Source organism: Pseudomonas sp. GW822-FHT02G04 (assembly GCF_058802085.1).
On the sequence record NZ_JBXANU010000019.1, the window covers coordinates 102,050 to 121,986 of the forward strand.

Below are 19,937 nucleotides of genomic sequence, written 5' to 3' on the forward strand. Positions count from 1 at the left end.
AAAAACGCCCCGAACCAGTCGGGGCGTTTTTATGTGTGGCGTAGGCGGGGTATTACTTACCCTGCCAGCGCTTCAGTACCAGCGTGGCGTTGGTGCCACCGAAGCCGAAGCTGTTGCTCATCACGGTGTTGATGGTGGCGTCTTCGCGAGTCTTGGTCAGGATTGGCATGTCTGCCACTTCCGGGTCCAGCTCGTCGATGTTGGCGGAACCCGCCATGAAGTTGCCTTCCATCATCAGCATGCAGTAGATCGCTTCGTGAACGCCGGCGGCGCCCAGGGAGTGACCCGACAGGCTCTTGGTGGAGCTGATGGCCGGAGCCTTGTCGCCGAACACTTCACGCACACCTTTCATTTCCATCACGTCGCCGACCGGAGTCGAGGTGCCGTGGGTGTTCAGGTAGTCGATCGGTGCGTCAACGGTGGACATGGCCATCTGCATGCAGCGGATGGCGCCTTCGCCGCTTGGGGCGACCATGTCGTAGCCGTCGGAGGTCGCGCCGTAGCCAACGATTTCCGCGTAGATCTTCGCGCCGCGGGCCAGAGCGTGTTCCAGCTCTTCGACCACGACCATACCGCCACCGCCGGCGATGACAAAACCGTCACGCTTGGCGTCGTAGGCACGGGAAGCTTTTTCCGGGGTTTCGTTGTACTGGCTGGACAGGGCGCCCATGGCGTCGAACAGGAACGACTGGCTCCAGTGCTCTTCTTCACCGCCGCCGGCGAATACGATGTCCTGCTTGCCCATCTGGATCTGTTCCATGGCGGTACCGATGCAGTGAGCACTGGTGGCGCAGGCAGAAGCGATGGAGTAGTTCAGGCCCTTGATCTTGAACGGGGTGGCCAGGCAAGCGGAAACAGTGCTGCTCATGGTCCGCGTTACGCGGTATGGGCCGACGCGCTTGACGCCTTTCTCGCGCAGGATGTCCAGCGCTTCCATCTGGTTCAGTGTGGAGGCACCACCGGAACCGGCGATCAGGCCAGTACGCGGGTTGGAGACTTGCTCTTCGGTCAGGCCGGAGTCTGCGATGGCATCTTTCATGGCCAGGTAGGCGTAAGCCGCCGCGTGGCCGACGAAGCGATAGATCTTGCGATCGATCAGCTCTTCGAGGGGAAGGTCAATGGAGCCGGAAACCTGGCTACGCAGACCCATTTCGGCATATTCCGGGTTGAACCGGATGCCAGGGCGGCTTGCACGCAGGTTAGCGGAGACGGTCTCTTTGTCATTGCCCAGGCACGAAACGATGCCCAGACCAGTGATAACGACGCGGCGCATGCGGATAACCCTTAGAAGTTGTCAGTGGAGGTGAAAACGCCGACCCGAAGGCCTTCGGCGGTATAAATTTCGCGGCCGTCAACGGTCACGGAACCGTCGGCGATGGCCAGGTTCAGCTTGCCTTTGAGGACTCGCTTGATATGAATGTTATAGGTGACTTTCTTGGCGGTCGGCAGTACCTGACCGAAGAATTTCACTTCGCCCGAACCCAGGGCGCGACCGCGGCCCGGCAGACCTTGCCAGCCGAGGAAGAAACCGACCAGTTGCCACATGGCGTCAAGGCCCAGGCAGCCCGGCATCACCGGATCACCTTCGAAGTGGCAGCCGAAGAACCACAGGTCAGGAGTGATATCCAGCTCGGCGACCAATTCACCTTTGCCGTACTTGCCACCCTCTTCGGTGATCAGGGTGATGCGATCGACCATCAGCATGTTCGGGGCGGGCAGTTGCGCGTTACCTGGGCCGAACAGCTCACCACGACTGCAGCGCAGCAGGTCTTCCCGGGTAAAGGCGTTTTGTTTGGTCATGCGAGCTCCTCAATAGTCCATGCGGCAGGGGGGCGAACTTCCCGGCCGATCGAAGCGTTCATGCCTCGAGTCAGCAGCCTACTCATAGACTATTGCGTTGTAGTGAAAGTCACAGCACCAAGGACATGAATGTACACTTGTGCACTGAAATTATTATTCAAGCCCCTTTTGGGGCCTGTTCGGGTGCCTAAGACTGCCGCACTTTCGTCTTTCACGCCAGTCGCAGATAGCCGAAAGGCCTGCACTACTGCACCCAACGCTGCAGAATTTGCTGCAGATCAGTGCGTTTAAAGGGCTTGGCCAGGTAATCGTTCATTCCCGCGGACAAACAGGCTTCACGGTCGCCCTGCAAGGCGTTAGCCGTCAGGGCAATGATCGGCACGTCAGCGCAGCCGGGCAGTTGGCGAATCTGTCGGGTGGCCTCGTAGCCGTCAATGACCGGCAGTCGGCAATCCATCAGAATCGCTTCGAAAATCAGGCTCTCGGCACTTCGCACCGCTTGTGCGCCATCGGTGACGACGCTGACAGTAAAGCCCAGGCTGCGCAACATTGCTTCGACGACGGTGCGATTGACCGGGTTGTCTTCCACCAGCAACACATTGCGACCTTCGCCGTGGCCATTGCCGGTATGTACTCGCGGTGTCAGCACCGGCAACGACTGCTTATACAGCGCCAAAGGAATTTCCAGGGTGAACACCGAGCCGACGCCTTCTTCGCTCTGAGCACGCAAGGTGCCGCCCATTCGTTCTGCCAGAGTGCGGGCAATCGGCAGCCCCAGTCCGGTGCCACCGTAACGTCTTGAAATAGAACTGTCGGCCTGCTGGAACGCGTTGAACATCAATTCCAAGCTCTCGGCCGGGATGCCGATCCCGCTATCACGCACGGTGCAGGTGAACCACAGCAATTCGTGATCCAGCGACTGCCACTGTGGTTCGATCGTGATGCGGCCACGTTCGGTGAATTTCAGTGCATTGCCGACCAGGTTGACCAGTATCTGCCGGATCCGCGTCGGGTCGCCCTTAACCTGCAGGGCGCGCATGTCCTCGGGGATCTGCAGTTGCAGGTCAAGCCCGCGTTGCACTGCACTGTGCTGGAACGACTGGGCGCAACTGGTGATCAGGTCCGCGAGGTTGAACGCAATGTGCTCCAACTCCAGTTCCGAACGCTCGATGCGCGAGAAATCGAGAATGTCGTTGATCACTTTGAGCAGGTGTTCAGTCGATTCCGAAGCCAGCGCGGCGTACTCGATCTGTTCCTCGGTCATCGCGGTGGTTTCCAGCAGTTGCAACATGCCTAGCACGCCATTCATCGGTGTGCGCAGTTCATGGCTCATCATGGCCAGGAAATCGGATTTGGCGTTGTTGGCCTTTTCCGCTTCCTCGCGGGTCTGGATCAATTGCGCCATGGCCTGATGCTGTTCGCGGCTGGCTTGTTCAAGGCCTTGGGCAAGGTTGTTGATGTGTTGCGACAGGGCGCCCAGTTCGGTGTCGTCGACAATCGGCAGGGGCGTTTTGTAGTCGCCTTCCTGGATCGCCTTGACCGCATTGCCGATGTCATGGATCGGTTGCGACAGGCTGCTGGCCAGGCGCCGAGCCAGCAGAAAGGTAAACAACAGGGCGAACAGGGCCAGAATCCCGGCCTTGAACAGAATTTCCTGTTGGCGCTGGTTGAAGGCGTCATTGGACAGACCGACGATCACCCGGCCCAGGTAATCCTCGCCCGGCTTCGTGGGGGCGGTGTGGCTGTTCTGGAAGAAGTCATTGTTGAGTGCGATACGTTGCAGCCGTACCGGTGCCTGGAACACTTCGACCTGGTGCGAGCGGTGATGGGTTTCCGACGGTTGTTCGACATACACCAGAATCCGGTCGGTGCTGTCCTGAACCTCCAGAAAACGCACATTGGGCGTGGCCAGGGTGGCTTTGAGCAAACTTTCGAGCACATCGTTATTGCCCGAGATCACCCCGTATTCGGTGGCCGGCGCCAGTTGGTTGGCGATCAGTTGACCGGTGTGGTTGAGTTCCTGGCGCAGGTCCTGGATTCGCACGAAGGTGAAGAAACTGATCAGCAGCAACGTCAGCAGCAGCGCCGGGCCGAGGCTGATGATCTGGGTACGGGTATTGATGTCCCAACCGCTACGGAAGGTCATGGGCGGTGTTCTCCTTCGGCCAGCTGTGTTGCGACAGAGGCTTCATCCATTGGCTCAATGCTTAATGAACGAGCTACTTGCGGGTTGCTCAAGACCTTGAAGTGCTGCGGATAAAGGGTGCGCGGCCAGGTGCTGGAGGGGCGGTCGAGCAGTTCGTCGAGAATCTTCAGCCAATCGTTCTGGTCGCTGTAGGTGCTGGCGAGGCTGCCTGCCCTGACGAAGGCGGCATTGGGACCGATCAGCGGCAACTGCCGTGCATAGCTGCTGAGCAGCAGGTTTTTCACGGTTTTGGGGTTGTACAGATCAGGATCATCCAGACCCAGCAGCACATCGCTGTTTTTCAGCAGGGTCTGCAACGGGCGGCTGTCATTGGTGTTGTCCCAACGCTCGGTGACCACTTCAAGGCCCAGGGGCAGGGCGGACTGATGCAGTTCCTTCAACAGGAATTCGCTGTGGCTGTCGAAAAGCACGCCGACCCGTCGGGCCTCGGGCAGGACGAGTCGGGTCAGGCGCAATTGTCGATCCAGCGGCGGATCGCTCCAGAGCAGGCTCAGGTGCGGTGGCGAAACATCGCCGAAGCGTTGGTGGGCTTGCAGACGGCTGATGCGCAGCACCAGCGTTGCCGGGCCTTGGGCGTCTTGCAGGCGCCAGTCGAGGCTTTGCAAGTCGAGCAGAATCAGGCGGGTGCCGGTGGGCAGTTGATTTGGCGCCGGCAGGCTGGCGACCGGTTGGAAACGCACGCTGTCGGTGGGGCGCAACTCGCTCAGGGCCTGGACGAAAGACTGCACGCCTGGGCTGTCTTCGGCGCCGGTCAGCAGAATGTCGGCGGCCCGGGCCGGCAGATTGCACAGCAGCCCGGCAAACACCAGGCACAATCCGGCCAGCAGGCGGCCAAGGGTTGGCGTCTTCCGTGACGGGCAATACTGCATCTTAAAACTCCAGCTCCGCGCTGAAGTAGAGCACCCGGCGTTCGTCGTAGTTGTTGTCGACGAAAGTGGTGGGCTGATTGTCGAGGCGTTGCTGGAGGATCCCGGCCAGCTCCAGATTGGCCTTGCCCAGGCCGATGCGTTTGGCGATGCGGGTGTCGACCCGTTCGAAGCGGTAACCGTTGAGGGCGTCGGCGCCATAGTAGAAGAGTGCGCTGTTCCAGCCCTGGCCCCAGTTGCGCAGCCAACCGGCGGAGCCGCTGTTGCGCGCCGTTTGTTGTGCATCCAGCGGGTTGCTCGCCTCGGCATCGACATAGGCGTAGGTCAGGCGCAGACGATCGACGCTGCTGACGCGCCAGTCCAGTTGGGTTTCCGTCCCGGAGAATCGTGAGCTGTTCGAGTTGCTGGCAATGTACTGATTGTTGCGCAGCGGTTCGCTGATCATGCCGTTGATTTCGTCGTAGAACAGCTTTACATCGACCGTCAGCCCCCAGTCTGTGAAGTAGCCGTTGTAGCCCAATTCCCGGGAGCGCATGCGTTCCTGTTCGAGGTTACCCGGGCCACGGGTCCTGACGAAATAGCGGGCGCTGGTCTGGCCGTAGGCACTGGGTTGCAGATTGGTCACCTGGTAACTCCAGTTGACGCTGTTCTCGAACATGTCCGGCGAACGGACGGCTTCTGAATACACCGCGCGCAAACCGTGGCGCGGGTTGATCAGATAGTTGACCGCCACCCGCGGGGTCAGTGAACTGCCAGTCAATTGCGTGTCTTCGAACATCGCCCCGCCCTGCAGCAACCAGTGCTCGGTGGCGCGCCACTCGAGTTGGCCGAACGCCCGCCAGGTGGTGTCGTCGAGCGTGCCATTGAAGTAGGTCTCGGAATCGGCCCGGTCGTAACGATAGTTCATGCCGCTGACCAGCCGCAGAGTGTCGGACAGGCTGAGGGTGTCTTGCAGTTCGAGGTCGTAGCGCGATTCTCGGGCACTCTGGTCGATGTCGCCGCACAGCGTTTTGTTCGCGCCGTTTCGCCATTGCGCCAGAACCTGATTGGCCAGGTCTTGTTCCGCCGCTGTGCCGGGGGGCGCGCCGGTGAAACGTGCGATGTTGCGCGCCAGGCGTTCGGTGTAATTGGGGTTGAGCTGCCAAAGCTGGGTCAGCTCCGGGCTGAACGAGATCTCGGCATCGCAGGCACGCCAGGTCTGCTGACGATCCCAGTGTTGCGCCGAGCCTTGGATATAAAGGCTGTGATCGGGATTGATATCCAGGTTCCAGCGCAGCGAGCCGGCATAGTCCTTGGCGATGACGTCGGAATTGTTCCCAGCGGCGGTAATCCCTGAGAACACCGGGCGGTAGGTATAGGGCCGCTGGTTGGTCCCGTCCTTGGCGTTCAGTTGCCAATCGATGCTCTGGTTCTCATTGAGCGTCTGGCTGACGGCGAGGCTGAAGCGATTCAAGTGACGGTTGTCGCGGTAATCGGCGCCGGTGCGGTCCGAGTCGAACCCATCGTCTTGTTGGCCGGACAGCGACAGACGCAAGTCGCCGCTGTCCCAACCCATGCCCTGGCTGGCGTAGAAATCGTTGATGCCGCGTTGGCCACGGGTGATTTTCAGCCGTGTGCCGTGGCTGTCGGCCGGTTTGCGGGTGATGATATTGACCACCGCCATCAGCGCGTTGGCGCCGTAGCTGACGGTGTTCGGGCCACGGAAAACCTCGATGCGCTCGATGTCTTCCATGGCCACCGGAATATCACTCCAGTCCACCGTGGCCAGGCCCGCGCGGTACACCGAGCGGCCGTCGATCAGCACTTGCATGCGCCGCGCTTCGCTGGCGTTGGTGCCGTGGTAGTTCACCGCTGCCTGATTGCCGTTGATATTGCCGACCATCATCCCCGGCACCAGGCGCAGCAACTCACTGATGTCCCGCGCGCCGCTGGCGTTGATCAGTTCGCTGTCGATCACCGTCATGCTGCCCGGCACGGCTGCAGGCGACTGCTTCAGGCGCGTCGCGGTGAGCACTTGCGGCAACGGATTGTTGTCCAGGAACAGGTCGTCGGCCAGCAATGGCGAGCTGAAAAACAGCGCCAGCACCAGTGGCGAGCGAGGATAGGGAGAGCCAAAAGACACGGCACGGCCTTGATAGCGATTAATTGGCGCGCATGTTAACCGAGCGCAATGACTTTTCCAGTCACGTTGTGGGCATTTTCCTCGGTTTTCTTGGTCTTCTTCCTACAAGTGCCGGTAATTGATGTCGGGGCTGGCCGCCACTGGGCCGCTCCGTATAATGCGGGCATCGCCACTGGTATGGATTAACGGATTGCATATGACTGAACAGCGCCCAATTGCGGTCCTGGGAGGCGGAAGTTTTGGTACCGCCGTGGCTAATCTGCTGGCCGAGAACGGGCATCAGGTCCGTCTGTGGATGCGTGACCCCGAGCAGGCGGAGGCCATTCGGGTCGATCGCGAGAACCCGCGTTACCTCAAAGGCATCAAGATTCTTGCGGCGGTGGAGGCGGTCACAGACCTGCAAGCCACCCTGGAGGCCTGCGACCTGTGCTTCGTCGCGCTGCCGTCCAGCGCGCTGCGCTCGGTGCTGGCGCCCTATGCTCAGCTTCTGAGCGGCAAAATGCTGGTGAGCCTGACCAAAGGCATCGAAGCCCACACGTTCAAGCTGATGAGCCAGATTCTTGAAGACATCGCCCCGCAAGCGCGCATCGGCGTGCTGTCCGGGCCGAACCTGGCCCGTGAAATCGCCGAACACGCGCTGACCGCCACGGTGGTCGCCAGCGAAGACGAAGACCTTTGCCAGCAGGTCCAGGCCGCGCTGCATGGCCGGACCTTTCGCGTGTACGCCAGCGCCGACCGCTTTGGCGTGGAGCTGGGCGGGGCGCTGAAAAACGTCTACGCCATCATCGCCGGCATGGCAGTGGCGTTGGGCATGGGCGAGAACACCAAGAGCATGCTGATCACCCGGGCGCTGGCGGAAATGACCCGCTTCGCGGTGAACCAGGGCGCGAACCCGATGACGTTCCTGGGGCTGGCGGGCGTCGGCGACCTGATCGTCACCTGTTCGTCGCCGAAAAGCCGCAACTACCAGGTCGGATTTGCCCTCGGCCAGGGCTTGAGCCTGGAGGATGCGGTGACGCGTCTGGGCGAAGTGGCCGAAGGCGTGAACACCCTCAAGGTGCTCAAGGCCAAGGCTCAGGAGGTCGGCGTGTATATGCCGCTGGTCGCCGGATTGCACGCGATCCTGTTCGAAGGGCGCACGCTGGATCAGGTGATTGGGTTGTTGATGCGTGGCGAACCGAAAACCGACGTGGACTTTATTTCCCCCAGTGGTTTCTAAGCACTTAACCGATACGAGCAGGGAGCGAGACAGACATGAACGATCCGAAAGTAGAAGGCAAGTACGAATCCATCCTGCTGCGGGTGCTGTGGATGATTGTCTATGTGCTGGTCTGGCAAGTGGCGCAATTGATCCTCGGCGCAGTGGTGCTGGTGCAGCTGATCTATCGTTTGATATATGGCGCACCGAGCGCCAGCCTGATGAATTTCGGCGACAGCCTGAGCCAGTTTCTGGCGCAGATCGGTCGTTTCGGCAGCTTTCACAGCGACCAGAAACCCTGGCCGTTCGCCGACTGGCCAGCGCCGCGTACACCGGAAGGTGAAGCCCCGCACGTTGTGGCGCCGGCGCCGCATCCGGCCCGAGATGAGGAACCGAAACTATGAAACTCTGGGTATTGCGTCATGGTGAAGCCGAACCTCACGGTACTCGCCCGGACTCCGAGCGGGCCCTGACCGACAAGGGGCGCAAAGAGGTGAAGCGCATCGCGGCCAAATTGAAGGGCAAACACCTGACAGCCATTTATGCCAGCCCTTATCTGCGAGCGCAGGAGACTGCATTGCTGGTGCGTAAGGAGCTGGGTTTTGCACCGGAGATTCGCACCGTCGAATGGCTGACGCCCGACAATAATCCGCAAGCGGTGGCGGAGCAGTTGGTGTCCGTGGATCACGCGCTGCTGGTCAGCCATAACCCGCTGGTCGGTAACCTGCTGGGCTATTTGCAGCATGGTCACGTGCAAGAACCCGAGAGGGTCGGCACCGCCGGTCTGGCGGAGCTCGAGGGCGACGAACTGCTGGTCGGGGCGATGAAGCTCAACGGCATCAAAACCCCTTAAAAGCAAAGATCGCAGCCGGCGGCAGCGCCCACAGGCGCGTAGGAGCTGCCGAAGGCTCGGGCCGCGTTCGGACGATCTTTTGATCTTGCTCCTACCCTTAAATAATTAACCAAGCACTTGCTTGGTTGACTACGCTTGCTCCAGACCAAAAAAGGGAGCAAGTCGCATGTCTGCTGCTTTTCGTTTGCCACTGGACGTCTTCTACGAGCGCGAAGCCCGTCATCCGCGCCAGCGCTTTCTGGTCCAGCCGACAGGGGGTGGCCAGGTCGAAACGCTGACCTGGGCCGACGTCGGCCATCAGGCGCGCTGTGCCGCCCACTGGTTGCGGGCTCGTGAATTGCCGCAAGGCAGCCACATTGCACTGATCTCGAAAAACTGCGCCCACTGGATCATCGCCGACCTGGCGATCTGGATGGCCGGGCATGTCTCGGTGCCGCTGTACCCCAATCTGACCGCCGATTCCGTAGCCCAGGTGCTCGATCATTCTGAAGCTGCACTGGCGTTCATCGGCAAGCTGGATGACTGGCCGGGCATGTCCGTCGGGATTAGGCCTGACCTGCCGACCATCAGCCTGCCGCTGTGCCCGGTGGGCACTTTCGATTTCAGCTGGGTCGACCTGCAACGCAGCTCACCGATTCAGGACGACCCCAAACCCGCCGCCGATCAACTGGCGACCATCATTTACACCTCCGGCACCACCGGCCAGCCCAAAGGCGTGATGCACAGTTTCGGCACGCTGGGATTTGCCACCACCCATGGCACCCGGTTGTTTGGCCTGAATGAGTCGGATCGCCTGCTGTCCTACCTGCCGCTGTGCCATGTCGCCGAGCGGATGTTCGTCGAGCTGGCAGCGATCTACACCGGGCAAACGGTGTTTTTCGCCGAGAGCCTCGACACCTTCCTCACCGATTTGCAGCGTGCCCGGCCGACCGCACTGTTCGGCGTGCCACGCATCTGGACCAAATTCCAGATGGGCGTGTACAGCAAGATCCCGGCAAAACGCCTCGACTTCCTGCTTGGCCTGCCTTTCATCGGCAAACGGGTAGGGCACAAAGTCCTCGCCGGGCTGGGGCTGGACGCTTTGCGCATTGCCTTGTCCGGCGCGGCGCCAGTGCCGCAGACCTTGCTGCATTGGTACCGAAAACTGGGGCTGGACGTGCTGGAGGTGTACGGCATGACCGAAAGCTGTGGTTACTCCCACATCGGCCTGCCCGGTCAAAACAACCCCGGCTGGATCGGCAAGCCCTGCCCGGAGGTCGAAGTACGGGTTGAGCCATCAGGTGAAGTGCTGGTGCGCAGCGGCGCGACCATGCTCGGCTATTTCAAGGAGCCTTTGAAAACCGCCGAAACCCTTACCGAGGACGGCTTCCTGCGCACCGGTGACAAGGGCGAGGAAGACGCCGAGGGCAACCTGCGCCTGACCGGGCGCCTGAAAGAAATCTTCAAGACCAGCAAAGGCAAATACGTGGCCCCGGCGCCGATCGAGAATCGCCTGGCGGTGCATTCGCGGATCGAACAAGTGTGCGTGGTCGGCGATGGCTTGAGCGCGCCACTGGGTTTGTGCGTGTTGTCGGCGGTCGGTCAGCAGGACGCCAGCGGGACGGCGAGGGCGGGTTTACATTCAAGCCTGGAAAAACTGCTGGAGGAGGTCAATGGCGTCCTCGACAGGCATGAACGCTTGCGCCGGTTGGTGGTGGTCAAGGACAGTTGGGCGGTGGAAAACGGCTTCCTGACACCGACCCTGAAGATCAAGCGCAACATGATTGAAGCGGCTTACGGTGCGCGCTTCGAAGAATGGAGCGCGCGCGGCGAGGCGGTGCTGTGGCAGGATTGAGTCACGAACAACACCAACAAAGGAACGCAACGATGAGTCTGTGGCGCACCACTCCCAACGTCGAGCAGTTGAACGCTATCCAGAAAAACACCATCGGCGAAGTGCTGGATATTCGCTTCGAAGCCTTCGATGACGAGTCCCTGACCGCGAGCATGGTCATCGACCACCGTACGCACCAGCCTTATGGATTGCTGCACGGCGGCGCTTCGGTGGTGCTGGCCGAAACTGTCGGCTCGATGGCCAGTTTCCTGTGCATCGACGCCAGCAAGTTTTATTGCGTGGGCCTGGAAATCAATGCCAACCATTTGCGCGGTCTGCGCAGCGGGCGGGTGACGGCGGTGGCCAAGGCGATTCACATTGGGCGCACCACCCATGTCTGGGATATTCGCTTGACCAGTGATGAGGGCAAGGCCAGTTGTGTGTCGCGCCTGACCATGGCGGTGGTGCCGTTGGGGGAGAATCCGCCGGCGCGTTGATTTCTGATCGAGCCGAAGACTCATGACCAGCGAATTTTTGTGGCGAGGGAGCTTGCTCCCGCTGGGTCGCGGAGCGGCCCCAAGCCGGAATACACCGTTCTCCAGTCATGCCGCATTCGCTGGTTTTGCGGTTGCTGCGCAACCGAGCGTCGGAACGCTGCCCGGAGCAAGTTCGCTCGCCACAAGGTTCTCAGGGGATCCTGAATGCTCATAGCCCTGACCCGACTGTCATCATTCCTGTCAGTTACGGTCATTGCTGTAGGACACGGTCTTACGGACAATCAACGTCTGTTTTTTGCACATGGATCTGCCGGTATGTCGCAACAGATATTTTTCGCCCACGCCAATGGTTTTCCTTCGGGGACCTACAGCAAGTTGTTCGCGGCGCTGGCGCCGGAGTACCGGGTGGCGCATCTGGAGCAGCACGCCCATGACCCGCGCTTCCCGGCGGACGACAACTGGAACAATCTGGTGGATGAGCTGATTCATCACCTCAAGCAACAGCCGGAACCGGTCTGGGGCGTCGGCCACTCTTTCGGCGGCGTGCTGCACCTGCACGCCGCGTTGCGTTGCCCTGAGTTGTATCGCGGCGTGGTCATGCTCGATTCACCGGTGCTGACCCGCACCGATCAATGGGTAATCCGTGCCGCCAAACGCTTTGGTTTCATTGATCGCCTGACCCCGGCTGGTCGCACGTTGGGACGACGGGAAGAGTTCGCCGATCTGGAAGCGGCCCGCCTGTATTTCGCCGGTAAAACCCTGTTTCGCGGCTTCGACCCGGAATGCTTCGAGGCCTACCTTCAACATGGTTTGCAAAAGGTCGGCGACAAGCTGCGCCTGCGTTTCGACCCGGCCACGGAAATCAGCATCTACCGCGGCGTACCGCACACCAGCCCTGGCCGTGCGCGGCAGTTGAAAGTACCGCTGGCAGTGGTTCGTGGGCACAAGAGCCGTGTGGTGATGCGTCATCACGCCCGATCCGTCGGGCGCATGCCTCTGGGCGAGTCCTTGACCCTGCCCGGTGGCCACATGTTTCCCCTCGAACGTCCACAAGACACGGCCACGCTGCTGAAGAACCTGTTCAGTCGTTGGGACAGTCGCCGCCAACAGGATTGCGCATGAACAGCGTCGTCGAAGAAGTTCGCCTGAGCCTGCCGCACATCGAGTTGGCGGCACACCTGTTCGGTCCCGAGGACGGCTTGCCGGTGATTGCCTTGCACGGCTGGCTGGACAATGCCAACAGCTTTGCCCGGCTGGCGCCGAAGCTCAACGGCTTGCGCATCATCGCGCTGGACATGGCCGGGCACGGTCACTCGGGGCATCGGCCGAACGGCGCCGGTTACGCGCTGTGGGACTACGCCCACGACGTGCTGCAAGTGGCCGAGCAGTTGGGATGGAAACGTTTTGCGCTGCTGGGGCATTCCCTGGGGGCGATCGTCTCGCTGGTGCTGGCCGGGTCGTTGCCGGAGCGGGTGACTCACCTGGCGTTGATCGACGGCATCATTCCTCCTACAGACAAAGGCGAAAACGCCGCAGAACGCATGGGCATGGCCCTGCAAGCGCAGCTGGATCTGCGGGAAAAACGCAAACCGGTCTACAACACCCTCGACCGGGCCATCGAAGCGCGCATGAAAGGCCTGGTGGCGGTCAGTCGCGAAGCCGCCGAACTGCTGGCCCAGCGCGGCTTGATGCCGGTGCCGGGCGGTTATACCTGGCGCACCGACAACCGTCTGACGCTGCCGTCGCCGCTGCGTCTGACCACTGAGCAGGCGATGGCTTTCGTCCAGCGCGTCAATTGTCCTGCACACCTGGTGGTCGCGGCTGACGGCATGCTCGCCAAACATCCCGAGTTGCTGGAACGTCTACCCTTTAGCCATGAACAGTTGCCTGGCGGCCATCACTTGCACCTCAATGACGAACCCGGTGCCGGTCTTGTCGCAGACTGTTTCAATCGGTTCTTCGCCGTTCCTTGACTTGCGTCGGGCAACTGTCGAGGCTGGGCGGGTTGAAATGGGAGACAACCATGATAGATCTGTACACCGCTGCGACCCCGAATGGCCACAAGGTCTCTATCGTGCTCGAGGAACTCGGCCTGCCCTACACGGTGCATGCCTTGAGTTTCGACAAAAAGGAACAGAAGTCCGAGGACTTCCTCAAGATCAATCCCAATGGCCGGATTCCGGCGATTGTCGACCGTGCCAATGGCGATTTCGCCGTGTTCGAGTCCGGCGCGATTCTGATTTACCTCGCCGAGATGACCGGCAAACTGCTGCCCCAGGATCCCAAAGGGCGCTCGGTGGTGTTGCAGTGGCTGATGTTCCAGATGGGCGGCATCGGCCCGATGCAGGGCCAGGCCAACGTGTTTTTCCGCTACTTCCCGGAAAAGCTCCAGGGCGCCATCGATCGCTATCAACATGAAACCCGACGCTTGTATGAAGTGCTCGACACACGTCTGCAAACCGTGGAGTTTCTGGCAGGCGAGTACAGCATTGCCGACATCGCGACCTTTCCGTGGGTCCGTGGCCACGACTGGTCCGGTGTCTCGGTGGACGGCTTGCCGGCCTTGCAGCGCTGGATAGCCGCCCTGGAGGCGCGCCCTGCGGTGCAACGCGGTTTGCTGGTGCCGGAGCGCATCGATGATGCCAGCGTCATCAAGGGTGCCCAGGCCATGTTGATCCGATGAGCCTGTCCATGCGTTCACTCACTCTGCTGGCGCTGTGCAGCTTCAGTCCCTGGTTATTGGCTGCGGACATCCCGGGCAGCCAGGACCTGCCGATCGTGCCGCGCATGACCGATGCGCAGATCGTCGACTATCGCCCGACGGTGGAACTCGAGCGGATTTACCCGCTGGGTTCGATCCGCAAGATCAGCGGCCAATTGCGCTTCGACGGCCAGGTCACCGCTCGCGGTCAAACCACCTCGGTCACCTACGAATTGCCACCGGAGCATTCCTCCACCGATGCCTTCACCGCCGCTCGCGAAGCCTTGCAGAAGCAGGGCGCCGAGCTGTTGTTCTGGTGTCAGGCCCGGGATTGTGGGGAAAGCAGCCTGTGGGCCAATGAAGTCTTCGGCAACGCCAAGCTATATGGCGCCGATAATCAACAGGCTTATTTGCTGCTGCGTCTGGCGGCCCCTCAAGACAACACGCTGGTGGCGCTTTACAGCATCACTCGCGGTAATCGCAGGGCTTATCTGCACGTAGAACAGTTCGAGGCCTCGGCGCCACTGGGTGATTTGCTGCCGACGTCTGCGACGTTGCTGCGCCAGCTCAAAAGCACCGGGAAACTCGATTTCCCCAAACTCGACGGTAACCCTGACGACACCTGGCTGCGTTTGATTTCCCGCGGCCTGAACCTGGACACGACGCTGCGGGTCAGCGTTTCCGGGCCCAGTGCCGAAGCCTGGCGCCAGGCGCTGATCGGCCAGGGCGTGCGCACGGCGCGGATGGAAACCGGCAGCGTCGAAGGCTCTGGCCTGCACTTCGAACTGTTGCGATAAGCTTCATTCGGCGAACGCGTTCTGCGCGTTCGCCTACTCTTTGCGGACTGACTTTTTCGGCTGACTTTTTTCGGGATCTTACATGGTCAATAACGATCGGCTGTTGGTGCAGATCCTGCTCCTGGTGCTGTTTGGCGCGAGTTTATGGGTGATGGCGCCGTTCTGGTCGGCGCTGTTCTGGGGGGCGGTGCTGGCGTTTGCCAGTTGGCCGTTGATGCGTCTGTTGACCCGCTGGCTCAATGGTCGTGAATCCCTGGCGGCGCTGTTGCTGACGCTCGGCTGGATGCTGCTGGTGGCGGTGCCTCTGGTGTGGCTGGGGTTCAACCTGGCGGATCATGTGCGCGATGCCACGGCGTTCATCAAGGATGTGCAGGTCGATGGTCTACCTGAAGCGCCGGCCTGGGTTGGCAGTATTCCCTTGGTCGGCGAGCGGTTGGTGGGGATCTGGAACAGCATCGATCAGCAAGGTGCGGCGATGATGCTGGCGATCAAGCCATATCTGGGTCAGGTCGGTAACTGGTTGCTGGCACGCAGTGCGCAGATTGGCGGCGGGATTCTCGAGTTGACGCTGAGTATCGTGTTTGTGTTCTTTTTCTACCGGGACGGGCCGCGTTTGGCGGTGTTTGTCCATGGGTTGCTGGAGCGGTTGATTGGCGATCGCGCCGGGTATTACATCGAACTGGTGGCGGGCACCGTGCAACGGGTGGTCAACGGGGTGATCGGTACAGCGGCGGCGCAGGCTGTACTGGCGTTGATCGGCTTCCTGATTGCCGGTGTGCCTGGGGCGCTGGTGCTGGGGATCGTGACGTTTTTGCTGAGCCTGATTCCGATGGGGCCGCCGTTGGTGTGGATTCCGGCCACGGCGTGGCTGGCCTGGAAGGGTGAGTACGGAGTGGCGGTGTTTCTCGGGATCTGGGGCACGTTCATTATCAGCGGGGTCGACAACGTGCTTAAGCCGTACCTGATCAGCCGGGGCGGGAATTTGCCGTTGGTGATTGTGCTGCTCGGGGTGTTTGGCGGATTGATTGCGTTCGGGTTTATTGGCCTGTTCATCGGCCCGACGTTGTTGGCCGTGGCTTACAGCCTGTTGACCGATTGGAGCAAGAGCCAGGCTCGGGTTGAAGATCGCCGGCCCTAAGTTTTTTGTTGGGTATTTGGGCCTCTTCGCGGGCAAGCCTCGCTCCTACCGTAGGAGCGAGGCTTGCCCGCGAAGCTTTTGACTCAGGTTGCCACGTTCAGGTGTTTGCCCACGGTCGCCACGTTGTCGAGCGAATACTGCTTGCTCAGGTTGGCGATCATTTTGTTCAGGGCTTCGGTCACGTTGAACTGATTGGTCGAGCTGTCGGAGTTCTGCTCGCGGCCGGCTTGCAGGACGGCTTTCAGTTCATCGCTGCTGACGCCACCGCTGCTGTCGCTATCGAGTACTTTGAGCAACGCGGCGCTGGTGTCGGTGGAGGTCGATGAGGTGCTGTCACTCGCCTGCAACGCGCTGCTCAGTTCCGTGGCCGTGACACTGCCATCGCTGTCGGTATCGAGTTGGCTGAACAGCTCTTCGCTGGACATCTGCTGAGGTGGCGGTGGCGGCGGGGTCAGGCTGGCGACGAGTTCGTCCTGGCTGACGGTGCCGTCTTCATTCTTGTCCAGGGCCGAGAAGATTTCCGAGCTGTCGGCCGTGCTGCCGGCGCTGGTCAGGCCATTGCTCAGCTCATCGCTGCTGATGGCGCCGTCGCCGTCTGTGTCCAGAGCGCTGATCAGCGCATCGGCCAGTTCGGTGTTCGGCGCCTGATCGCTTGGCGGTGGCGGCGGAGGGGCCATCGCGGCCATTTCTTCGCTGCTCAGGCTGCCGCTTTCGTCGCTGTCCAGGTCGCTGAAGTTCTTGCTCAGGCTGACCAGCAGACCATCGTCGGATTTCTGCGACAGGGCGCTCTTGAGCTCATCCTGATCCACCGAACCGTCACTGTTGCTGTCGAGTTTGGCGAGCAATTCTTTCTGGAATTGCTGGCTGCGGGCGCTGTTGGTGGTGGTATTGCTGGTGCTGGTGTAGCTCGTGTAGCTGCTGACACTACCGATCATTGTGCTCACTCCTTGGAATGGGAAACCGGTGGGTACACCGGTTTATGCAGCCTCAAGGGGCAAGTTGTCGTGGGTATGTGGGATTTGTACCGATTGGTACACACAACTTATCCAGTTAGACCCCGATCCTGTGGGAGCGGGCTTAGACGCGAGGCAGGCGGATGACGGCGGTCAGACCACCGCCGGGAGTTTCTTCCAGGCTCAGTTGTCCGCCCAAACGCTCGGCGGCTTCCCGTGCGATGGTCATGCCCAGACCGACGCCACCGGAATTGCGATTACGTGAACCTTCCAGGCGAAAGAACGGTTCAAACACCGCTTCACGTTTATCCGCCGCGATACCCGGGCCATGATCGATGACCCGGATCACCAGTTGTTCGCGACTGTCCTCAAGCGTGATCAGCGCGTCCCCGGCATAACGCAAGGCGTTGTCCAGCAGGTTGTTGATGCACGAGCGCAAAGCCATCGGCTGAACTTGCAACGGGGCGCAATGGCCGCTGGCCTGGACGTTGGCGCCCTGGTCCTGGGCGTTTTCGCTCAGGGACTCCACCAGCGCCTGCACGTCCATCCATTGTGGCGCCTCGCTGGTGCGCTGTTCGTGCAGGTAGGTGAGGGTGGAATCGAGCATGCCGATCATGTCGTCGAGGTCTTGACGCATCTGGCCTTGCAGCTTCTCGTTGTCGATCTGTTCCAGCCGCAGCTTGAGCCGCGATAGCGGTGTGCGCAGGTCATGGGACACTGCACCGAGCATGCGCGAGCGTTGCTGTATTTGTTCAAGAATGCGTTTCTGCATCAGGTTGAAAGTGTGCGCCGCTTGCCGTGCTTCCCGTGGGCCGGACTCATCCAGCGGCGGACTGTCGAGATTTTCACTCAGGCGCCCGGCGGCGTCGCTCAGGCGCTGAATCGGGCGGGTCAATAGCTTGGCACCGTACCAGGCGGCGATGATCAGCGAGACAAACTGAAAGGTCAGCGGCACCAGCGGCCCGCCGAACCACGGCCGCGGTGGTCGATTGCCGAAACGCGGGTCCATCGGTGGGGGAGGGCCATCGAAGCGCTCGGAAAACCCCGGCGGCGGTGGGGGCGGCGGGGGCGGTCCGTAATGTTTGAACCATAAAAAAGCTAATAAGTGCGCCAGTACGATCGCCACCAGCAGCACGCCGAACAGGCGGCCGAACAGCGTATCGAAGCGCGCACGCATCAGCCGATGTCTCGTGCGTCGAACAGATAACCCTCACCGCGAACAGTCTTGATCAACTGCGGGGCTTTCGGGTCGTCGCCCAGTTTCTGGCGCAGGCGCGACACCAGCAGATCGATGCTGCGATCAAACGCTTCGATCGAGCGACCGCGCGCAGCGTCCAGCAGTTGTTCGCGGCTGAGCACCCGGCGCGGACGTTCGATGAACACCCAAAGCAAGCGGAATTCGGCGTTGGACAGCGGCACCACCAGGCCATCGGCGGCGATCAACTGGCGCAATACGCTGTTCAATCGCCAGTTGTCGAAGCGAATATTCGCACGCTGTTCAGTACGGTCGTCGCGCACCCGACGCAGAATGGTCTGAATCCGCGCGACCAGTTCCCGCGGCTCGAACGGCTTGGCCATGTAGTCGTCGGCGCCCAGTTCCAGGCCGATGATCCGGTCGGTGGGTTCGCAGCGGGCAGTGAGCATCAGGATCGGGATGTCCGATTCGGCGCGCAACCAGCGGCACAGTGACAAACCATCTTCGCCCGGCAGCATCAGATCGAGCACCACCACATCGAAATGTTCGGCTTGCAGCGCCTGGCGCATGGCGGCGCCATCGGAGACGCCGCTGGCGTGGATGTTGAAACGGGCCAGGTAGTCGATCATCAATTCGCGGATCGGGACGTCATCGTCGACGATCAGGGCGCGAATGCTCCAGCGTTTGTCATCGGCCGGCGCTTTTTGATCGTCGTTCAGAGGTGCTGGGGAGTTGTGCATACGTGCGTTCATCTGCCAGGTAGGCTGCCAACCACAAAGATAGGCTGCGAGGTTGTGGCTTCAGCATAGGCGTCCGGCCGTGAGGCGGGAAGTGCTGTAGGACTTGTTGCGGCTGACGAGGGTAGCGTTGAAGGGTGTTGTGGGCGTGTCGTGTGTGTATCTGGTTCGACACAATTTCCGCAGCAGCTAGTCTTGCCTGAGCCGCGACGACGAATTACCGATCATCGGGTCCCGCAGCGGCGCTGGTTCCGCTACAATGCGCGCCGATTTCGACTTGCCTGAGAGCCCACTCATGTCCGCCTGCCAGACGCCTATTATCGTCGCCCTGGATTTCCCCACCCGTGACGCCGCACTGAAGCTGGCCGATCAACTGGACCCGAAGCTGTGCCGGGTCAAAGTCGGTAAAGAACTGTTTACCAGTTGCGCTTCGGAAATCGTCGGCACCTTGCGCGACAAGGGCTTTGAAGTGTTCCTGGACCTCAAGTTCCACGACATTCCGAACACCACCGCCATGGCCGTCAAGGCGGCTGCGGAAATGGGCGTGTGGATGGTAAACGTGCACTGCTCCGGCGGCCTGCGCATGATGGCCGCCTGCCGTGAAGTGCTCGATCAGCGCAGCGGCCCGAAACCGCTGTTGATCGGCGTGACCGTGCTGACCAGCATGGAACGTGAGGATCTGGCAGGTATTGGCCTGGACATCGAGCCGCAGGAGCAGGTGCTGCGCCTGGCTGCGCTGGCGGAAAAAGCCGGTATGGATGGTCTGGTCTGCTCTGCCCAGGAAGCCCAGGCTCTGAAAGCCGCTCACCCGTCGTTGCAACTGGTGACCCCGGGGATTCGTCCGGCGGGCAGCGCCCAGGACGACCAGCGCCGCATTCTGACTCCGCGTCAGGCGCTGGATGCCGGTTCCGACTACCTGGTGATCGGCCGCCCGATCAGCCAGGCAGCGGATCCGGCCAAGGCGTTGGCGGCGGTCGTCGCAGAAATCGCTTAAGCGGCGATTCGCGGGCAAGCCTCGCTCCTACAGGAGCGAGGCTTGCCCGCGAAGTCTTTTTCCCTTC

The 19,937-nt window shown here is 61.0% G+C and carries 19 protein-coding genes; 11 read left to right on the forward strand and 8 right to left on the reverse strand.

The features are described from left to right. Positions 1 to 52 precede the first annotated feature (52 nt). From fabB to AC1RO5_RS21750, 5 genes are all read right to left on the reverse strand, one after another. Entirely contained in the window at positions 53 to 1,273 is a 1,221-nt protein-coding gene (gene fabB, locus AC1RO5_RS21730; RefSeq protein ID WP_305483380.1) for a beta-ketoacyl-ACP synthase I, read from the reverse strand. An 11-nt stretch (positions 1,274 to 1,284) separates the two neighbouring features. Beyond that, positions 1,285 to 1,800 carry a 3-hydroxyacyl-[acyl-carrier-protein] dehydratase FabA gene (gene fabA / locus AC1RO5_RS21735; RefSeq protein ID WP_007937570.1) on the reverse strand — a complete coding sequence of 172 codons (516 nt, stop codon included), beginning with the start codon at positions 1,798 to 1,800 and terminating at the stop codon, positions 1,285 to 1,287. A gap of 244 nt (positions 1,801 to 2,044) precedes the next feature. Further along, entirely contained in the window at positions 2,045 to 3,946 is a 1,902-nt protein-coding gene (locus AC1RO5_RS21740; protein WP_493177562.1) for an ATP-binding protein, read from the reverse strand. Next, the gene (locus AC1RO5_RS21745; protein WP_493177563.1) at positions 3,943 to 4,875 is read right to left on the reverse strand and encodes an ABC transporter substrate-binding protein; all 933 of its coding nucleotides are present in this window, start codon (positions 4,873 to 4,875) and stop codon (positions 3,943 to 3,945) included. Before AC1RO5_RS21745 ends, AC1RO5_RS21740 begins: the two co-directional genes overlap by 4 nt. A 1-nt stretch (position 4,876) precedes the next feature. Next, positions 4,877 to 6,994 (reverse strand): TonB-dependent receptor plug domain-containing protein, encoded by a 2,118-nt coding sequence (locus AC1RO5_RS21750; protein WP_493177564.1) that lies wholly within the window; start codon positions 6,992 to 6,994, stop codon positions 4,877 to 4,879. A 196-nt stretch (positions 6,995 to 7,190) separates the two neighbouring features. Between AC1RO5_RS21750 and AC1RO5_RS21755 the strand changes: the two genes are divergently transcribed. The 10 genes from AC1RO5_RS21755 to AC1RO5_RS21800 all read left to right on the forward strand — a co-directional run bounded on the left by AC1RO5_RS21755 (position 7,191) and on the right by AC1RO5_RS21800 (position 15,991). Further along, entirely contained in the window at positions 7,191 to 8,213 is a 1,023-nt protein-coding gene (locus AC1RO5_RS21755) for an NAD(P)H-dependent glycerol-3-phosphate dehydrogenase (protein WP_007937592.1), read from the forward strand. Positions 8,214 to 8,248: 35 nt separating this feature from the next. Continuing rightward, the gene (locus tag AC1RO5_RS21760; protein ID WP_007937595.1) at positions 8,249 to 8,596 is read left to right on the forward strand and encodes a DUF4389 domain-containing protein; all 348 of its coding nucleotides are present in this window, start codon (positions 8,249 to 8,251) and stop codon (positions 8,594 to 8,596) included. Then, complete coding sequence (gene sixA, locus AC1RO5_RS21765) at positions 8,593 to 9,045, forward strand: phosphohistidine phosphatase SixA (RefSeq protein WP_007937597.1); 453 nt, start codon at positions 8,593 to 8,595, stop codon at positions 9,043 to 9,045. The genes AC1RO5_RS21760 and sixA overlap by 4 nt, the downstream gene beginning before the upstream one ends. Positions 9,046 to 9,211: 166 nt before the next feature. Beyond that, positions 9,212 to 10,879, forward strand: coding sequence for an AMP-binding protein (locus AC1RO5_RS21770; protein WP_493177567.1), 1,668 nt, complete (start codon positions 9,212 to 9,214; stop codon positions 10,877 to 10,879). A gap of 32 nt (positions 10,880 to 10,911) precedes the next feature. Then, entirely contained in the window at positions 10,912 to 11,355 is a 444-nt protein-coding gene (locus AC1RO5_RS21775; protein WP_105342844.1) for a hotdog fold thioesterase, read from the forward strand. Positions 11,356 to 11,670: 315 nt separating this feature from the next. Next, positions 11,671 to 12,477 carry an alpha/beta fold hydrolase gene (locus AC1RO5_RS21780; protein ID WP_258672757.1) on the forward strand — a complete coding sequence of 269 codons (807 nt, stop codon included), beginning with the start codon at positions 11,671 to 11,673 and terminating at the stop codon, positions 12,475 to 12,477. Further along, entirely contained in the window at positions 12,474 to 13,328 is an 855-nt protein-coding gene (locus tag AC1RO5_RS21785) for an alpha/beta hydrolase (protein ID WP_493177568.1), read from the forward strand. Before AC1RO5_RS21780 ends, AC1RO5_RS21785 begins: the two co-directional genes overlap by 4 nt. A gap of 50 nt (positions 13,329 to 13,378) precedes the next feature. Beyond that, entirely contained in the window at positions 13,379 to 14,038 is a 660-nt protein-coding gene (locus AC1RO5_RS21790; RefSeq protein WP_493177570.1) for a glutathione S-transferase family protein, read from the forward strand. An 8-nt stretch (positions 14,039 to 14,046) separates the two neighbouring features. After that, on the forward strand, positions 14,047 to 14,853 hold the full coding sequence (locus tag AC1RO5_RS21795; RefSeq protein ID WP_493177572.1) for a DUF4892 domain-containing protein: 807 nt from the start codon (positions 14,047 to 14,049) through the stop codon (positions 14,851 to 14,853). 82 nt (positions 14,854 to 14,935) lie between these two features. Then, positions 14,936 to 15,991: an AI-2E family transporter gene (locus AC1RO5_RS21800; RefSeq protein ID WP_493177573.1), complete on the forward strand. Its 1,056-nt coding sequence runs from the start codon at positions 14,936 to 14,938 to the stop codon at positions 15,989 to 15,991. 83 nt (positions 15,992 to 16,074) lie between these two features. Here AC1RO5_RS21800 and xopAW read toward each other — a convergent pair whose 3' ends face one another. The 3 genes from xopAW to AC1RO5_RS21815 all read right to left on the reverse strand — a co-directional run bounded on the left by xopAW (position 16,075) and on the right by AC1RO5_RS21815 (position 18,879). After that, on the reverse strand, positions 16,075 to 16,926 hold the full coding sequence (gene xopAW, locus AC1RO5_RS21805) for a XopAW family type III secretion system calcium-binding effector (protein ID WP_493177575.1): 852 nt from the start codon (positions 16,924 to 16,926) through the stop codon (positions 16,075 to 16,077). Between the two features lie 142 nt (positions 16,927 to 17,068). Continuing rightward, complete coding sequence (locus tag AC1RO5_RS21810) at positions 17,069 to 18,121, reverse strand: sensor histidine kinase (RefSeq protein WP_493177577.1); 1,053 nt, start codon at positions 18,119 to 18,121, stop codon at positions 17,069 to 17,071. Next, positions 18,121 to 18,879: a response regulator gene (locus AC1RO5_RS21815; RefSeq protein ID WP_253416302.1), complete on the reverse strand. Its 759-nt coding sequence runs from the start codon at positions 18,877 to 18,879 to the stop codon at positions 18,121 to 18,123. The genes AC1RO5_RS21810 and AC1RO5_RS21815 overlap by 1 nt, the downstream gene beginning before the upstream one ends. Positions 18,880 to 19,171: 292 nt before the next feature. Between AC1RO5_RS21815 and pyrF the strand changes: the two genes are divergently transcribed. After that, positions 19,172 to 19,870: an orotidine-5'-phosphate decarboxylase gene (gene pyrF, locus AC1RO5_RS21820; RefSeq protein ID WP_007938741.1), complete on the forward strand. Its 699-nt coding sequence runs from the start codon at positions 19,172 to 19,174 to the stop codon at positions 19,868 to 19,870. Positions 19,871 to 19,937 lie beyond the last annotated feature (67 nt).

What these genes read in the sequence shown, in the direction of transcription:
- fabB (WP_305483380.1), bottom strand. Translation starts at nt 1,273, where the DNA reads ATGCGCCGCGTCGTTATCACTGGTCTGGGCATCGTTTCGTGCCTGGGC.
- fabA (WP_007937570.1), bottom strand. Translation starts at nt 1,800, where the DNA reads ATGACCAAACAAAACGCCTTTACCCGGGAAGACCTGCTGCGCTGCAGT.
- AC1RO5_RS21740 (WP_493177562.1), bottom strand. Translation starts at nt 3,946, where the DNA reads ATGACCTTCCGTAGCGGTTGGGACATCAATACCCGTACCCAGATCATC.
- AC1RO5_RS21745 (WP_493177563.1), bottom strand. Translation starts at nt 4,875, where the DNA reads ATGCAGTATTGCCCGTCACGGAAGACGCCAACCCTTGGCCGCCTGCTG.
- AC1RO5_RS21755 (WP_007937592.1), top strand. Translation starts at nt 7,191, where the DNA reads ATGACTGAACAGCGCCCAATTGCGGTCCTGGGAGGCGGAAGTTTTGGT.
- AC1RO5_RS21760 (WP_007937595.1), top strand. Translation starts at nt 8,249, where the DNA reads ATGAACGATCCGAAAGTAGAAGGCAAGTACGAATCCATCCTGCTGCGG.
- sixA (WP_007937597.1), top strand. Translation starts at nt 8,593, where the DNA reads ATGAAACTCTGGGTATTGCGTCATGGTGAAGCCGAACCTCACGGTACT.
- AC1RO5_RS21770 (WP_493177567.1), top strand. Translation starts at nt 9,212, where the DNA reads ATGTCTGCTGCTTTTCGTTTGCCACTGGACGTCTTCTACGAGCGCGAA.
- AC1RO5_RS21775 (WP_105342844.1), top strand. Translation starts at nt 10,912, where the DNA reads ATGAGTCTGTGGCGCACCACTCCCAACGTCGAGCAGTTGAACGCTATC.
- AC1RO5_RS21780 (WP_258672757.1), top strand. Translation starts at nt 11,671, where the DNA reads ATGTCGCAACAGATATTTTTCGCCCACGCCAATGGTTTTCCTTCGGGG.
- AC1RO5_RS21785 (WP_493177568.1), top strand. Translation starts at nt 12,474, where the DNA reads ATGAACAGCGTCGTCGAAGAAGTTCGCCTGAGCCTGCCGCACATCGAG.
- AC1RO5_RS21790 (WP_493177570.1), top strand. Translation starts at nt 13,379, where the DNA reads ATGATAGATCTGTACACCGCTGCGACCCCGAATGGCCACAAGGTCTCT.
- AC1RO5_RS21795 (WP_493177572.1), top strand. Translation starts at nt 14,047, where the DNA reads ATGCGTTCACTCACTCTGCTGGCGCTGTGCAGCTTCAGTCCCTGGTTA.
- AC1RO5_RS21800 (WP_493177573.1), top strand. Translation starts at nt 14,936, where the DNA reads ATGGTCAATAACGATCGGCTGTTGGTGCAGATCCTGCTCCTGGTGCTG.
- xopAW (WP_493177575.1), bottom strand. Translation starts at nt 16,926, where the DNA reads ATGATCGGTAGTGTCAGCAGCTACACGAGCTACACCAGCACCAGCAAT.
- AC1RO5_RS21810 (WP_493177577.1), bottom strand. Translation starts at nt 18,121, where the DNA reads ATGCGTGCGCGCTTCGATACGCTGTTCGGCCGCCTGTTCGGCGTGCTG.
- AC1RO5_RS21815 (WP_253416302.1), bottom strand. Translation starts at nt 18,879, where the DNA reads ATGCACAACTCCCCAGCACCTCTGAACGACGATCAAAAAGCGCCGGCC.
- pyrF (WP_007938741.1), top strand. Translation starts at nt 19,172, where the DNA reads ATGTCCGCCTGCCAGACGCCTATTATCGTCGCCCTGGATTTCCCCACC.